General features: G+C 45.0%; 7 protein-coding genes and 1 pseudogene. 3 read left to right on the top strand and 5 right to left on the bottom strand.

From position 1 onward, the window contains the following. The first annotated feature begins 26 nt into the window (after window positions 1-26). Window positions 27-8,954: a CHAT domain-containing protein gene (locus RID09_RS14280; RefSeq protein WP_446336593.1), complete on the top strand. Its 8,928-nt coding sequence runs from the start codon at window positions 27-29 to the stop codon at window positions 8,952-8,954. Between the two features lie 125 nt (window positions 8,955-9,079). Here RID09_RS14280 and RID09_RS14275 read toward each other — a convergent pair whose 3' ends face one another. Beyond that, window positions 9,080-11,992, bottom strand: coding sequence for a PAS domain S-box protein (locus RID09_RS14275; RefSeq protein ID WP_446336592.1), 2,913 nt, complete (start codon window positions 11,990-11,992; stop codon window positions 9,080-9,082). Between the two features lie 107 nt (window positions 11,993-12,099). On the opposite strand from RID09_RS14275, the gene RID09_RS14270 reads away from it, so the two are divergent. Then, the gene (locus RID09_RS14270; protein WP_446336591.1) at window positions 12,100-12,780 is read left to right on the top strand and encodes a response regulator transcription factor; all 681 of its coding nucleotides are present in this window, start codon (window positions 12,100-12,102) and stop codon (window positions 12,778-12,780) included. Window positions 12,781-12,925: 145 nt separating this feature from the next. Here RID09_RS14270 and RID09_RS14265 read toward each other — a convergent pair whose 3' ends face one another. The 4 genes from RID09_RS14265 to RID09_RS14250 form a co-directional block, all read right to left on the bottom strand. Then, complete coding sequence (locus tag RID09_RS14265) at window positions 12,926-13,177, bottom strand: hypothetical protein (protein ID WP_446336590.1); 252 nt, start codon at window positions 13,175-13,177, stop codon at window positions 12,926-12,928. Between the two features lie 158 nt (window positions 13,178-13,335). Next, window positions 13,336-14,973, bottom strand: coding sequence for a TM0106 family RecB-like putative nuclease (locus RID09_RS14260; RefSeq protein ID WP_446336589.1), 1,638 nt, complete (start codon window positions 14,971-14,973; stop codon window positions 13,336-13,338). Window positions 14,974-15,096: 123 nt separating this feature from the next. Further along, on the bottom strand, window positions 15,097-15,261 hold the full coding sequence (locus RID09_RS14255; protein WP_446336588.1) for a hypothetical protein: 165 nt from the start codon (window positions 15,259-15,261) through the stop codon (window positions 15,097-15,099). 335 nt (window positions 15,262-15,596) lie between these two features. Further along, window positions 15,597-16,712, bottom strand: a complete 1,116-nt coding sequence (locus RID09_RS14250) for an FGGY-family carbohydrate kinase (protein ID WP_446336587.1) — start codon at window positions 16,710-16,712, stop codon at window positions 15,597-15,599. A gap of 214 nt (window positions 16,713-16,926) precedes the next feature. Here RID09_RS14250 and RID09_RS14245 point away from each other — a divergent pair. Next, a pseudogene (locus RID09_RS14245) lies at window positions 16,927-17,036 on the top strand (transposase); the annotation flags it as partial.

Genomic DNA, 17,036 nt, shown 5'->3' with positions numbered 1-17,036 from the left:
AAATAGCACGAAAAGGGTGGTCAATCATGAAATCGTCTGGGTTGGGTTTCTGCTGCTTGTTTGCCCTTGTTTCTCTATGTCAATCGATTCTCTGTGGCGTGGCTTCACTGATGGGAGATTCCGCCGCCCTAGCTCAATCCATCACCCCAACCGCAGACGGTACGGGTACAATTGTCACACCGGATGGAAACCGCATCGATATTTCCGGCGGCAGTGTTTCTGGAGATGGGAGTAATCTCTTCCATAGTTTTGAGCAGTTTGGCTTAGATGCCAACCAAATTGCTAATTTTTTAGCTAATCCTAATTTAAACAATATCCTCGGTCGCGTCGTGGGTGGTGACGCCTCTGTAATTAACGGGTTGATTCAAGTCACTGGGGGCAATCCCAACCTATATTTAATCAATCCGGCTGGGATGATTTTTGGTGCAGATGCTAGATTAAACGTCCCGGCTGACTTTATCGCCACCACCGCCACAGGTATAGGGTTTGGCAATGGCAATTGGTTTAATGCCATTGGCGCGAATGATTATCAGAACTTAGTCGGGACACCCAACCAATTTGCCTTTGATGTATCCGAGGCGGGAAGTATTGTCAATGCAGGCGAATTAGCCGTATCAGAGGGGAAAAATTTAACCCTACTCGCAGGAAATGTCATTAATACAGGGACACTAACCGCACCAGGGGGAACAATTACCGTAGCAGCGGTTCCCGGTTCCAATTTAGTCAAGATTTCTCGACCTGGGGGGTTACTCTCTCTAGAGGTTGAAGCACCGAGGACTCCAGACGGTGAATTGTTACCAGTCAAACCTGGAGATTTAGCTGAATTATTAACGGGGAAGGGGGAGGAGGTTGAAACAGGCGTCGAGGTTCACGAATCGGGCGATGTCAAACTGTCAGATACTGGAGTCACCTTACCCAAAGAGACAGGAGTCGCGATTGTATCAGGTAAAATTAATGTTTCTAACATAGAGGCTTTCGGGGAACCTGGCGTCGCGCCCTCATCCTCAATTGGGGGTGAAATTAATGTAATTGGCAATAAGGTAGGTTTAATTGCCGCCAATATAGACGCATCAGGAAGCCATGGCGGGGGTACTATACGAATTGGTGGCGGTGAAAAAGGACTTGAACCGATTCCCAATGCTGATGTAACTTTTATTAGTGAAGATTCGACGATTAACGTTGATGCTTTAGATGAGGGGAAAGGGGGGCGAACCATTGTCTGGTCAAATCAGACGACTCGTACTTATGGTCATATTAGTGCGCGGGGTGGAGCAAATGGGGGCAACGGAGGTTTTGTCGAAACCAGTAGTGCGGGATTCTTGGATGTTCCTTTCGCGCCCGATATCACAGCACCGGCTGGGGATGGGGGAACATGGCTCATTGACCCTTACAATATCACCATTAGTACGGCGGCTAATACCATTGGTGGCACCGCGCCTAATTTTACCGCTGCGGCGAATGATTCCGTACTCAATATTAATACCCTCTTAGCTGGCTTAAGTGGGGGTAATGTCACTGTAGACACAGGAGGCGGAGGGACTCAAGCGGGCGATATCACTCTAGCTACACCCTTAGATTTCAACACCAGGGGCGTTAAAACCCTAACTTTGATAGCGGCTAACAATATCATCATTAACGGGCAGATATTTGACGGCGATACGACACCTACACCAACTGATGGATTGAATCTAGTTTTTCAGGCAGGGGGTGCTGTCGAACTCAATCAAAGTATTTCAACAGGAGGGTTTGACCTCACAATTACAGCAAATGGTGCGATTACTCAAACGGCTGGCACAACATTGGATATTGGTGGTGGTAGAACCCGGTTAGAAGCTGGTGCAGCAAATAACATCACCCTCAACAATGACGGCAATAACTTTAATGAAGTTTTAGTCAATAGTGCTAACAATGTCTCACTCAAAGATATCAATGAGATACAGCTAGGAACTTCCCTCACTACTCCAGCATCCCCACTTTTTAACATTTCTGGTACTCTTGACATCAACGCTAATGGCACTATCACAGACTTGGAGAATCTCACTGTTGCTGGTGTCACAACATTAAATGCCAATGGCAACAATATCACCTTAGATAATGCCAATAACTTCAGCACAGTAGCCGTCACCAGTGGCGCAAATGTTACCCTCAAGGACGAGAATGCCATTGATTTAGGCGCTTCTAATATTACTGGAAACTTAGACGTAACTGCCACCGATGTCAATGTTACAGGTACTATCAATACTGGAGGAGGTGACATTACCCTAAAACCCAGCACCGATACCAGTGCCATTGCTCTGAATGATACCAATGGAACTTTTAATCTGAGTGCGACGGATTTAGGAAGACTCACCTCCACAGGAACCGTCACAATTGGTCGCACTTCGGGTACAGGTGCTATCAGTATTGGTTCCCAAGGTGCTGTAAATCTGAGTAGCCGCAACTATAACTTAACCCTCAGTGGTGGGTCAGTCGCTTTTACAAATGGCATTACCTTGGGTACTGATAAAACCCTCACTTTGAATACAGGCGCAATCACCAGCGGAACGAGTGACCCTGATATTACTATTGGCGGAACTGATGGGAAATTAGTATTAAACACAACCGCCGCCGTGGGGGATATGGCAAATCCCCTATCGACTCAGATTCGTCAACTTCAAGCAACGACAAATTCCGGTAGCGTATTCCTATCCAATACTGGCGATATTAACCTAAACACATCTAATATCAATGGTGATTTTAAGCTGACGACCAATGGCGGTGATATTACCGATAACGGTTCCCTAATACTCACGGGTACAACTACTCTGGATGCTGGCACTAATAATATTACCTTAGATAATGATAATGACTTCAAAACAGTAGCCGTCACCAGTGGCGCAAATGTTACCCTCAAGGACAGCAATACTATTGATTTAGGCGCTTCTAGTATTACTGGCACATTAGGTGTTACTGCCGGGGGTGCGATTACGGATAGTGGCAATTTGAGTGTGGCGAATGACACGACGACATTAAATGCAAACGGTAACGATATCACCTTAGATAATGCCAATGACTTCAAAACAGTAGCCGTCACTAGTGGCAAAAATGTTACCCTTAACGACAGCAATGGGATTGATTTAGGTGCTTCTAGTATTACTGGCACATTAGGAGTTACTGCCAATGGGTCAATTACGCAACAAGGGGTTGGCACAACATTAGATATTAGTGGTGGAACCCGTTTAGCCGCAGGTGCTGCGAATAACATCACTCTCAACAATGACGGTAATAACTTTAATGAAGTTTTCGTCACCAGTGCTAACAATGTCTCACTCAAAGATATCAATGGGATACAACTAGGAACTTCTGTTGATGACCCAGAACCTTTTAACATTTCTGGGACTCTTGAGGTGATGACGAATGGCACTATCACCGACCTGGATAACCTTACTGTTACGGGTGCCACCCGATTAAATGCCAGTGGCAATGATATCACCCTAGATAATGCAAATAACTTCAGCACAGTAGCCGTTAACAGTGGCAGAAATGTTATCTTAAACGACAGCAATGCCATTGATTTAGGTGCTTCTACTATTACTGGCACTTTAGGAGTGAGTGCTAATGGAGTGATTACAGATAGTGGCAATCTGAGTGTAGCGAGTGGCACAACCTTAAATACCAATGGCAACGATATTACCTTAGATAATGTCAATAACTTCAGTACAGTAGCCGTCACCAGTGGCAGAAATGTTATCTTAAACGACCGCAATGCCATTGAGTTAGGCGCTTCTACTATTACTGGCACTTTAAAGGTTACTGCTGGGGGCGCGATTACGGATAGTGGCAATTTGAGTGTGGCGAATGACACAACGACATTAAATGCCAACGGCAACGATATTGAACTAGACAATGCCAACGACTTCAAAACAGTAGCCGTCACCAGTGGCAGAAATGTTACCCTTAACGATACCAATGCCATTGATTTAGGCGCTGTTACTATTTCTGACCCTGGTAGCCTAAATGTTACAGCAGAAACTATTAATTTTACCCAGACAAATTACAACGCCAAGGAACAGAATTACACAGCAAGCACCGCTTTTAACCTCAACAGCAATGCCACAACATTTACCTCTAATGGTGGTGCGATCGCGTTTAACACCGGTACGATTCAGGGAACTAACCCAGCCGATCTAACCCTGGATGCAGGTACAGGTAGGGTTACGGTAGGCGCGATCGGCGATGGGAATCAAATTAACAACCTGACGATTCGGGGAAGTAGCGGGATTACGCTCAATGGCGACATCACCACATCTGATGCGCCTAACAATACTATCAACCTCAACAGCCCAGTCACTCTAGGTAACACGATTACCCTTACCAATAAGGGGGGTGCGATTAATTTTAACAGTCCTGTAGATGGGACAACACCAAACAGTCAAGATTTAACGGTAAACGCAGAGAATAGCACAGTAGTTTTTGGGGGGGCTGTAGGCAATAGTACATCTTTAAGGAATTTAACGGTTAATAACGGGGAATCTGTAACCTTTAATAATCGTGTCACAGTAACCGAAAATATTGATTTAATCGCTAATGAAATTGACTTCAAAGGTGGAGCCAACTCAGTCATAACCCCGAATCAGGGAAGCATTTCCCTAAAGCCAAGTACCGATAATGTTTCTATTGATATTGGCTCACCCCCTAGTGGAACAGACACTTTAGATATCAGCGATACAGACTTGGCAGCTATAGCCAATGGCTTTAGCCAAATTATAATTGGACGAAAGACAGGTAATGGCACAATTGTCATGGATTCTGGGGGGGTCAGTTTCCAAGATCCGGTGACGATTCAATCACCCGCAGCAGGCGGCATAATTAAGGTCAATGGCAATCTGATAGGAACAGATGATGCTTCCATCACAATTAATGGTGAAAATGTCTATCTAGGAAACCAAGATAAGCCGCAAGTCGAAATCACAACAGAAGGACATGATATTGTTATCGGTCAAAATGTACATCTACATTCTGATTTGGTGGAGGTAAAAACGGGTGCGGAAGGCGGTGACATTACCTTCACGGGTGATGTTGACGGGAGAACGGCTGAGGAGCAAAGTCTCACGGTTGCACCAGGTACAGGTAATGTTTCTTTTGACGGTGAAATCGGTCAGGAGTTTCCATTAAAACAGTTAAGAATTGGTGACGATACCACAATCAATGCTGATCTCGTCGGCACTTCGACGACTATTTTTAATAGTTTATTCGTTGATGCCCAACAGAGCCGAGTTGCGGGTACTATTAAAACCAGAGGGGGTCCAATTGAATTTACAGGTGATGTAATTCTGGTTACGGACACCACATTTGATACAATTTCTGAATCACCGGGAGCTAGAGGAGGTGATGTCATCTTCCGTGCTACCGTATCTAGCTCCAAGGAAAATATACCCGATCAATCCTCTACGTCACCCTTTGACTTGAACATAAGAACTGGATCGGGAACAGTTACATTTGGTGGTACTGTCGGCGATCAAGACTTTGGTGGCGGATTTACGACAACAGACTTGGGTTCACTGACAATTGGAAGTGCTGGAGAGGTGAAAGCAGTTTTAGACGATGGCGCCAGTTTACCGTTTACAATTACCACTGTTGCACCAGAAACCCTTCCAGAAGATGCTCCAAAAGGCATTAGTATCTTGGCGGATAGTATAGACTTTAGCAATGCTAACCTTGAGTCAGAAATAGTTAACCTAGAGGCAACGGAGAACATCAGTACCGCCAGTGTTACCGCCACACAGGAAGATATCACTCTCGATAGCCAAATCGGTTCTATTGATACGACTAAAGGAACACTCACAGCGACTCAGGGTGACGTAAACCTAACGGCTAGCCAAGGTAATATTACGACGGCGGATATAGAAGTAACCGAAGGCGTGGTGGATTTAACCGCCACTCAGGGAAGTGTGACGACGGCGAATGTAGAAGCGCCAACAGTGAACATTCAGGCAAATAACGACATCAACACCGCCAGTGTTACCGCCACAGAGAAAAATATCACCCTCGATAGTGCAACGGGTTCTATTGATACCAGTAACGGGACACTCACCGCAACTCAAGGTGATATAAACCTAACGGCTAGCCAAGGTAATATTACGACAGCGGATATAGAAGTAACCGAAGGCGTGGTGGATTTAACCGCCAACCAGGGAAGTGTGACGACGGCGAATGTAGAAGCGCCAACAGTGAACATTAAAGCGAATAACGACATCAACACCGCCAGTGTTACCGCCACGGCGGAAAATATCACATTCAATAGCCAAACCGGTTCGATTGATACGACTAAAGGAACACTCAGCGCGACTCAGGATGACGTAAACCTAAGTGCTAGCCAGGGTAATATTACGACGGCGGATATTCAGGTAACTGAAGGGGTGGTAAATCTAAGCGCAGACGAGGGAAGTGTCACCACAGCAAATGTGGAAGCGCTGACGGTTAAGCTTGAGGCAAATAAGAACATCAACACGGCTAATGTTACCGCCACACAGGAAGATATCACACTCAATAGTCAAACCGGTTCTATTGATACGACTAAAGGAACACTCACAGCGACTCAAGGTGATATAAACCTAAGGGCTAGCCAAGGTGATATTACGACAGCGGATATAGAAGTAACCGAAGGCGTGGTGGATTTAACCGCCACTCAGGGAAGTGTGACGACGGCGAATGTAGAAGCGCCAACAGTGAACATTCAGGCAAATAAGAACATCAACACCGCCAGTGTTACCGCCACACAGGAAGATATCACACTCAATAGCCAAACGGGTTCTATTGATACCAGTAACGGGACACTCACCGCAACTCAGGGTGACGTAAACCTCAACGCTAGCCAAGGTAATATTACGACGGCGGATATAGAAGGAGAAAGCGTCAACCTCCAAGCCGATAACGAAATTGCCACGGCTAATGTCTCTTCAACCAATGGAGGAATTACCTTTACCAGTCAATCAGGCTCCATACAAAGCGGTGATTTAACCGCCAAGGGAGAGACTGAAGAGGAAGAGAATCCAGTAATGCTGAGTGCTCCAAGTAATATAACTACGGGTAATATCGATACGTTTTCAGCAACGGGGAAAGGGGGTGCGATCGCGCTGATGAGCGAAACCGGAGATATTACCAGTGGCAATTTAAACTCATCGGGTTTATTAGGTGGGGGTTCTATGGATGTTTCCACCCTAGGTAAAATTACACTCGCAGAAGTTAACTCAAGTTCTACTGGTGGTTTCGCTGGTTTAATCACCCTCAACAACGCTCAACCTGAATTTAGACGAGAAGCTCCTGGTATTGATCTGAGTTTTATTAATGCTCAAGGTTTGCCGAGAAACCCCGCAGCCATCTCATTAAGTCCAACAGAAACAGAAGGGACTGAAATTACCATTAACATAACCACAGATGGTTATTTGAGAGCAACAGGTACATTCGTTGCTCAAACTGGCATACAAGCGACGCTTGCCACAGGTGGTGATCCGATTGTGATTCGCCATGGTGGTGGTACTGCCTTCGATCCGTTTGAAGTCGGAAATCCTACTAAAAATGGCACAGTCGGTGCAATTACAAATGGTAATGGATTTACCGGAACAATCTTACCCGTTCAATCCTTTACTCGTCCGGTTCGACAAGAAAACATTGAAATCATTGCTCGAATACCCTCTCAGAACAATCTGCCAATAACTAGCCTCTATGCTAACCTTTCAGTCAGTAGCCAAGTCGCGGATGCTGACCTAGAACTTTCCACGCTAGACAGTGTTCTCACTGATGCCTTTTCGGGATATTTGGGACCCAAACCCAGTGTTAACAATCCCGCCGACGCTGCCAAAATTCTGGAGCAAATTGAGCAGCAAACGGGTGTAAAATCAGCATTTATTTATGCTACATTTGTTGGCGATCGCTTAGAACTGAAACTGGTATCCGCTCAGGATAAAAAGATTGTCACGTTACCTGATGCAAGCCGGGATACTATCGTGGGAACGGCGACAAAATTACGCCGCGAAATTACCAATCCCATTAAACGGAAAACTACCAGTTATTTAGAGCCCGCTCAACAAATGTATGACTGGTTAATCGCCCCCTTACAAGCTGAATTAGACGCCCAAGGGATTCAAAATCTGGTTTTCATCATGGATAGTGGCTTGCGTTCCTTACCCGTTGCAGCGCTCCATGATGGTCAAGGCTTTTTGGTGGAAAAATATAGTGTAGGGTTGATGCCCAGTCTCAGCATCACCGATACTAGCTATAACAATATTCAAAATGCTCCAGTTTTGGCAATGGGAGTCGCAGAATCCAGTGATTTGGCAAAGGAACTAAATCTGAGTCCTTTACCTGCCGTACCCCTGGAACTTCAAACGATTGAAAGTATTCGAGATGGACAATCATTCCTGAATGAAAAAGTCACCCTAGAATCACTCAAATCACAAAGCCAAAACGCCACAATTGTGCATTTAGCCACCCATGGTGAATTCAAACCCGGTCCTCTAGAGAATTCCTATATCTTGTTATGGAATGAGCTACTGCGCCTAGATCAACTGCGAGAATTAGGCTGGAATAATCGTCGCACCCCGATTGAATTATTAATCCTTTCAGCCTGTCGCACAGCAGTTGGTGATGAAAAAGCCGAGTTAGGTTTTGCTGGATTAGCCGTGCAAGCGGGTGTCAAGTCGGCGCTGTCGAGTTTGTGGTATGTCAGTGATGAAGGAACTTCTGGATTGATGACGGAGTTTTATCGACAGTTGCAAACCGCTCCGATTAAAGCCGAAGCTTTACGACAAGCACAGTTAGCTATGCTCAAGGGTGATGTGCGTCTCGAAGGGGGGCAATTACGGGGAAGTGGACAACCTGTTCCTTTACCGCCAACATTAGAGAATCAAGACGACAGATCTCTTACCCATCCCTATTACTGGGCTGCATTTACCATGATTGGTAGTCCTTGGTAAGGAGTAATTTGTAGTCAAGGCAAGTAGGTTGGGCTTTTGGAACGAAACCCAACTTATATCATGTCTCGACGATAATTGACTAAATTGGCTTGGACGTACAGAATGTTTTTAAACTCCAGTATAAGTCATGCCGATGGCAATGGCATCGTGATTGTCATCGTTGTACCGACTCCCACTTCACTATTGACTGAAATCGTACCGCCTTGTATCTCTAGGCATTTCTTGACAACAGCTAATCCTAATCCTGTACCGGGGATATTGCCAATATTTGTGCCACGATGAAATATAGTAAACAACTTTTTTTGATCCGCTGAGGGAATCCCAATCCCTTGATCTTTGATTTGAAACGTTGCCGTAGATTGACTATAGGTCAATATCAAATCTATTTGACTACCTATCGGGGAATATTTAATCGCATTAGAAAGCAAATTAATTAAAATAGAACGCAACAACTTCTCATCCAATAAAACAATAGGAGGTTGATGTTGACTAACAAAATTAATTGAATAATTTTCTCCCGCATTCACTTGCATCTCTTCTACTAAACACCGGCAGAAACTTTCTAACTTAATTGGTTGAGGAGTAAACTCTAATTTTCCAGTTTCCGCTCGGCTGATTGTTAAGATGTCACCCAAAAGCTGAGTCATGGTTTTAGCTGTTGTCTCAATGCGGTCAATATTGCGACAAATTTTCTTATCTGATCCTTCTGGATAGTAATATTTCAGCAATTGGATACTAGCTAAAATAGTACTTAAGGGCGTGCGAAATTCATGGGATGCCATAGAAAAAAAGTTAAGCTGGAGTTGTCTAAGTTCCTGCTCTTGTGCAAGTGCTAGACGTATTGATTCTGCCTGCTTGTGTTCTGTAATATCTTGAGCAGTACCGAGAATTTGCTGGGGTAAACCATCAGCCGTGCGAGTGAACACCATCTCGCGACTATACAGCCAACGCCATTCCCCTGATTTATGTTGGATGCGATAGTCTGTCTCAATAATTTCTCCCTCTTTAGCCGTGGCAAATCGTTTAATGGCGGTGGTACATTTGGCTTGATCATCTGGGTGAATCAGATTTTGAGGAAATGTCGGTGCCATCTGTTGGATTTCTTCAGGGGAGTAGCCGATGAGTTGAGTAATCTGTTGGTTAGTGTAGATATTGCGCTTTTCAATTAAGTCGTAGAGATATAACGCCGTTGGCATGGCGTGAGCAATGCGTTGAATAAACCGTTCACTTTCCCGGAGTGCTTTTTCGGCGCGTTTGCGTTCAGTTATATCACGCCAGATAGATAAATGCTGTCCAGGAAGAAAGTTTGCTTTGGCTGTATATTCCACATCTCGCACTGTACCGTTTGGCTTGAGGATACGGACTTCTCCGGTGAACCTTTGCTGCTGTTGAAAGAGACACCACGCTGCTTCAAAATCAAAATCTGGTTCCATAAACTCAGCAATTCGTTTGCCTAAAAGTTCATTTACAGGTAAACCAAATAACTGACAAGCCGCTGGATTAGCTTCTATATATCGACCCTGATTATCGGTAATGGTAATGGCATCAAGGGCGCCTTCAAAGATTGCTCGCAACTGTTGTTCCCGAATCCGAATATCGGTAATGTTGGTGGCAGCACAGGTAATACCAACCACTTCTTCGGCATCGTTTTGTAAGGGTTCTACGGTTAAGTCGTAGTACCGGACTTTGCCGTCTACGATAATTGATATCTCTTGGCGCTCACCTACTCCTGTAGTCAAAACTTGATGCTTAATAGGAATTAACTTCTGGGCATTTTCTGGTGAAAACATTTCCAATTCTGATTTGCCGAGCAGTACGTCAGTATTAATCCGACTCGCCGGATTATAGACCCAGGTGTAGCGCAGATTTGTGTCTTGATTAAATACTGTAATTGGTGAGTCATGGAGAGCAACCCGAAAGCGTTCTTCGCTAATTTTTAATGCGGCTTCTGCTTCCATGCGTTCATGGATTTGAGTCTGTAGATCAGCGTTCATCTGTATCAGTTCACCAGTACGTTCTTGAACTCGGATTTCTAGTTCATCGCGAGCTTGACGCAGTTGGGCTTCAATCCGTTGGCGCTCACTCAATTCATTCTGAAGCTGTTGATAGAGTTGGGCTTGGTGAATGGCAATAGTAACTTGTATAGCTAATTGAGAAAGTAAGTCAATTTCTAAGGGTTGCCACTGTCGAAGTTGAGAACAGTGATGGACAATCAGCAGTCCCCAAAGCTTTTCTTGTTGCAGAATGGGTACGACGAGTTTAGATTTGACACCTAAGTGCTGTAGAAATTCCACCAAGCAGGGAGTAACTCCATCGGTTTCTGGATTGACTACAGTGCGAATCCGTCCTTGGCAGTACAATTGATGCATCTGTTCGGGAAAAACTTCAGCCGGAAAGGTTTGTCCCAGAATGGGTGCGGTATCAGGAGTGACAGATTCCGCTACGGTACTTCCTGTACCATCAGACCAAATCCGATAGACTAACACTCGATCCACACCCAGAAATTCTCGTACTTCAGTGACTGTGGTTTCGAGAATGGTGTCCAGATCTAGAGTTTGGCGGATACGTTGAGCGCTCCTGAGGATCAGTTGCTCTCGTTGCGCCATTTGCGATCGGGTAGTCTGTGACTGTTGGCGATCGCCGCTTAACTCTGGCTGGAATCGAGAGTGCTGCTTCAGGAGCAACCCGCACAGCACCATCAGAATTGCTAAGCTGCTACTATGCCCCAGAATCATAATCAACTGGGTTGTATGAATCTGAGTCACCACAGTCGCTAACTGCTCTTGTAGCACCTGTTGTTCTTTCGCTTGGATCTGCCTCAGGAGCGATTGCTGTTGTTGGGCGATCGCATTGGCGCTGTTGAGCTGAGACAATAAATCTTTCAGATGTTCCTGTAACTTGTAACTATAGTCCATCGACCGGGGAAGTTCCATCAGTTGAGTCAGGTGACTATAGGAAATAACACTAACACCAATAAAAATAAGTAATGCCAGACAAAAACCGCCGATAACAATTTTGATACTGATAGATTTTTGCATCTGAGTTATCCTAAAAAATAACAGCCGCTAGCTATCCGTTCTCTTGAGCAAGTTTGTTTTTAGACCGGCTCGTGATAAATTCATATAAGGGAATAGTATGTCAATAAGTGAGAATTCTTCTAGTCGAAGATGATATCTATCTAGCTGAAGCCCTGGCTGAAGCCTTGGCTATACAACGGTATGCCGTCGATACCGTTTCCGATGGAGAGTTTGCCTGGGTGCAAGTGAATACCCTTGATTACGACCTAATTTTGCTTGACATGATGTTGCCGCAATTGGATGGGATTCATTTGTGTCAACGCTTGCGCTCCTATGGTTATCAGATGCCAATATTGATGATCACGGCTCGCGATACCAGTACGGATAAAGTGATCGGTTTGGACGCGGGCGCCGATGATTATATGGTTAAACCTCTGGATATTCCAGAGTTACTGGCTAGGATTCGAGCGCTACTGCGACGAGGGCAAACGGTTTCACCCCCCATTTTAGAATGGGGACAATTGCGTTTAGATCCAGCGACTTATGAAGTCTGCTACGGCGATCAAACTCTACGCTTGACTCCCAAAGAATATAGTCTTTTAGAATTGCTGATTCGCAACGGACGTCAAATCATGAGTCGGAGTGCCATTATTGAACATGTTTGGTCACTAGAGAATCCTCCGAAAGAAGATACGATTAAGGTTCATATTAAAAGCCTGCGCTCCAAACTTCGAGCAGTAGGCGCTCCAGATGATTTAATTGAAACTGTACACGGTCTAGGTTATCGTCTAAAATCTCTTGGTGAATAATTCTATTCCCTATTCCCTATTCCCATTAAAATACCCCAGACTAAAAGCTGGGGTATTCATTTATTAAATTTTTTCTGTTATAGATTGGTGAAGTAGAATCCCTGGCTGAATGAATGATAGTCTGAAGTAGACCTCAAGGAAAAAATCATCGTCTTTTGGTAGGAGAGAGAGTAACCAATTCGGCGGCTGTTTTCCGGAAGGGATATAACCGTTCGATGCCTAGGAGCGATAGAACAATCACAACCTGAATAGCCCACGGTGCCATAGCAAACCCAAAGATTAAGCAAAATATGGCGCTACCTATAGCTAAAACCCGGGAAACTTCGTGAGATGCGCGTAAAGACAGCCAGAGACTTGCGATAGCGCTGATCAAAAGAATCAGGAATATTGGAAGCATAGCGATCACCTCTTAAAAGTTCCTAGAGGGCTTCCATCCGATTCAACGATTGCGAAACCCTCTATGTTATCTACGCTAACATTGATTCCTTAGAGAAAATTGTAATATTAATAACGAGTTCTGATTTTTTCAGAAATCTTTGCATAACTTTGCATTCTTTAGACAGAGGTAAGAGTATTTGCTTGCAAAAATCCCCATAACCAGTTCTTCAGGTGATATGTAGCGCGGCAATCATCTTCATTGTAGCGTTGGATAATCTCCAGTACCGAGCGATCGCCTGTTGTCAGCCACTGCTCATAGAGACAGACACATTGAGAACCCGTTACTGCTGCATCGCGCCACTCAAAACCTAACCACCGCGCTAAATGTTTGAGCGAGTAGCTTTCTACGGGTAGGGTTACCCGACTCATCACCTGCTTATGAACATCGACAAAGCGCGACAGTAAGGGCTGTAGGTGGGTGAATGGGGTTTTGTAAAGTTTAGCTAAGCGTTTGACGGTTTCGACTTCATAATCAGAAAAATGGAAGATGGGAGCATCGGGGTAGAGCCAAACCAACTCTAAAAATTGCTGCCAGATGACGGCTTCATCGTCGGGATGTTCTGCCAATAATGGGTGAAATGTCTCGGTATTACTCGATCGATCAATCACCAAGATACCCAGTAAATAGTCTAGATTTAAGTCGGGTTGAGCCTCGATATCAAAGAAGAGTTCGACAGAGGCTTTGGGTAATATATCCGTATATCCCCTGGAAGGCTGAGACTCTGAGTGAGAATTGACTCGATCACCATTCAAGTTGTTCTCAGGTTCCGTCAACTTGTCGAATGGGGGAATCTCTCTAGCTGGATCAAACCTCTGACGTAGAATCACGCGATTTTGCTGAATAGATTGAGCCTGTTGCAGCAAATTCGATGCCACTTCGCTGCCAAACAGAAGTGCCAAGGTGCTAATCTCAGCTTGGGCGAGGGATTCTACGGTGGTTATCCTTAACTCCTGCAAACTCTGGTAGCGATTTGGCGTAACACCGGGTATCAAAGAAATATGCTTTTGAGACTGCGCGATCGCATAACAGCTACTATACCAATGACAAAGACCACATTTTTGCCGTGAGATAAAGACTTCTGGCGCTTGAGGTTGTTGCAAAGTTTGGATACATTCTGCCAAATCCGCCTGCATCAAGGGTAGCCATTTGTCCAGAGTAACCGAGTAGGCATTTTGACGACGTAAAATTAACCAAGCATGACTGGGCAAAATTCCCTGTATTTCACCCAAAAGATAGGCATAAAACGCGGCGATGATTTGATAATCCGCCTTAGCACGCCTGCCGAATTTAATGGATACTGGAACATACATCCAATCCCCGAAAATCGAGTTTCCCGGTTGTTTGACCAATAAATCAGGAGAACCCAGCAGCGTGACGCCCTCAACTGTTTGCCTGATCAAAAGTCCCCTAGCAATACAATCGACTCCTTGCTGCATCAACTCCCAAGTCGCATTCGCTCCCGCCTGCAAATCATCTCGCCCATAGTGAGGGGTTTGTATCGGCGTCAGGTTTGCCCCAGTAGGCAATAGGGATAGGAGTGGACTTTCTCCCGCACAAAGATAGCTCCCATTGTATTCCACGCTTTTGAGGATAGCTTTCCGATGTGCCGAGCTATCTTGGCGCAGTTTCAGCAGAAAATCTTGGGGCGGATCTTTTTGAGTCGGATCACCACAATAATCGAGAAACGCCCGACGCCGACAGCGTTTGTAATATAGGAGCAATTCATCCGTCAGCAGCATAGGTTCATTCGTCATTTGTCATTGGTTATTCGTCATCTGTCGTAGAACAGGGAGTTCACATTTATAGTTAGCACTTGACTGGGGCGGGTTTCGTTGCATCTGAGTTAGCGAAGAAAGGATAGTCATGAAAGTGAACCCCTACATACTCAATAATGCCGTACCATAAGCTGCTTCTGTGTGTTTGGGGGGTCGAATGGCAACCTGTAGCTGACGTTCGCGAATGGCTGTCCATGTTGTATTTTTAGCACCTCCTCCCGCCGTATAGATGCAGGTGAGGGGAGTAGCACCGAGTTGTTTTGACACTCCTCAGCCTAAAGGCGTGAGGATTCTTCTTTCATTGAGCACTCTTACTATGAAATAGTCGCCTATTTCATACCAGAGGAGCATCTCTCCAGAAGCGTTTTGCTCCATTACAGAAGCTAGTTTCGATATGCCCTATCGTACTATTGAAAACAAGAAAAAATGTGTTTTCTGGTGCTTGTTGCTTAGACTTTTTACCTGTACAAGCCTTTCTGTACAGAACCCTCTAAGCCTAGTTTTCAAGGTGCGATGCCTCTCGGCTCTGGGTTTTTATAGAGGTTTAATACCCTTTCCTCTAAGTGAATTTTAACACAAAGTCGTCCTTTAAGGACGAGGCTTTAGACCCAATTTTTCGGTAATAATTGATAGCCTCGTGCTTCAATACGGGCAATGCTTTCGAGTAAACCGTGGAGAAATTCTACAGGGTTGGCAGGTTGAGGCTCTAGTTTTGGAGATAGATGAGGGTCATTGATGGGAAAGCGATCGCCTTTTTTGAGTAATGGATAATAATCTAGGGGACTTTCGCGCTGAGGGTGGATTTGGCGGCTAAGTTCTTCAAGTTCTCTGTCGCTGAAGAATTGTCGCAGTACAGCACCTCCTGTATTAGACGCACCTCCGGTTAACCATAAGTTCCCCAGTCGGTGAGAATAAATTCCGTAATCAGCATCCTCAACGCGGGTATGACTCAACAGCTTCACAACTAACGTAGAACCCAAAGATGTTACCGCTTCACCTGGATGCTTTGCACCACTGGCAATAAAGGCAGCAATACTATCAGTCGTACCCGTACAAACCTGACAGTCTTGGCGTAATCCTAACCGACAAGCAATCTCTGGAGTGACTTCACCAACAGGCGTTCCCGGAGCTAGGACTTGGGGTAATATTGGCGTGAGTGGGAGTTGTTTCATCCAAGTGGGATACTTTAGGTTTTCTGGGTCATATCCCAGCTTTAAGGCATTGTGATAGTCGCTAATTCCGAGCTTACCGTGTAATAAAAAGGCTAACCAGTCGGCTTGATGGAGGAAGTAATACTTTTTAAGAGTGCCTGTTGTATGTTGAATCAACCACAAGAGTTTAGCCAGACTAGAGGTGGCACTTAGAACCACGGAATTAGTAGGAGCAATCTGCTTTAATTGTTCCATCACCACTATCCCTCGCCCATCATTATAAAGAAGTGGCTCAGTGATTGGAGTACCTTCGCGATCGCACAGCAGTACAGTTGCCGATGTACCATCAATGGCGATACGAGTAATGTCCTGTCGAATCGATGCCGGAATTTGCTCAATCAGCCGATATAGAGTGTTTTGCCAAATTGCCGTTAATTCAGCCAGGGGAGTCGCCTCAAACCTACATTGCGCTTCGGATTGCACCGCACCTGTGGCGTCAATCACAATGGCTCGTGCGCCAGAGGTACCGAAGTCGATTCCCAGGGAAAGGATTCTGGAATCCACCATAAGCTTTTAATCATACTGACATGATTAAACAGTACCCTGTGTTCAAATGAGGTGGTTCGTTCTGTTGGTTATGTCCCTTTACAGATGAGCGATGGTGAAAGCCCTCGTGATTTATCCGAGGGATGAAACCGAGCGAGGCGTTTAGCCAAGCAACTAAAGTTGCGAGTGTTAGCTTTCCTATGCTATAATTCTACCATAAGCTAAAAGTGGTAAAATGATTGTCTACGAGGGTAAGTTAAAAGGTAGAGAGTATCAGTATAGAAGGCTTGATGAAGCCATTCGTACTGGTCTGTTTATTCGTAATGCTTGCCTCCGATATTGGGA

Source organism: Coleofasciculus sp. G1-WW12-02 (genome assembly GCF_040219735.1).
In the GTDB taxonomy this organism is placed as follows: Bacteria; Cyanobacteriota; Cyanobacteriia; order Cyanobacteriales; family Coleofasciculaceae; genus Coleofasciculus.
The sequence above is the reverse complement of the archived record's forward strand: the minus strand, read 5'-3'. Positions and strand labels throughout refer to the sequence as shown.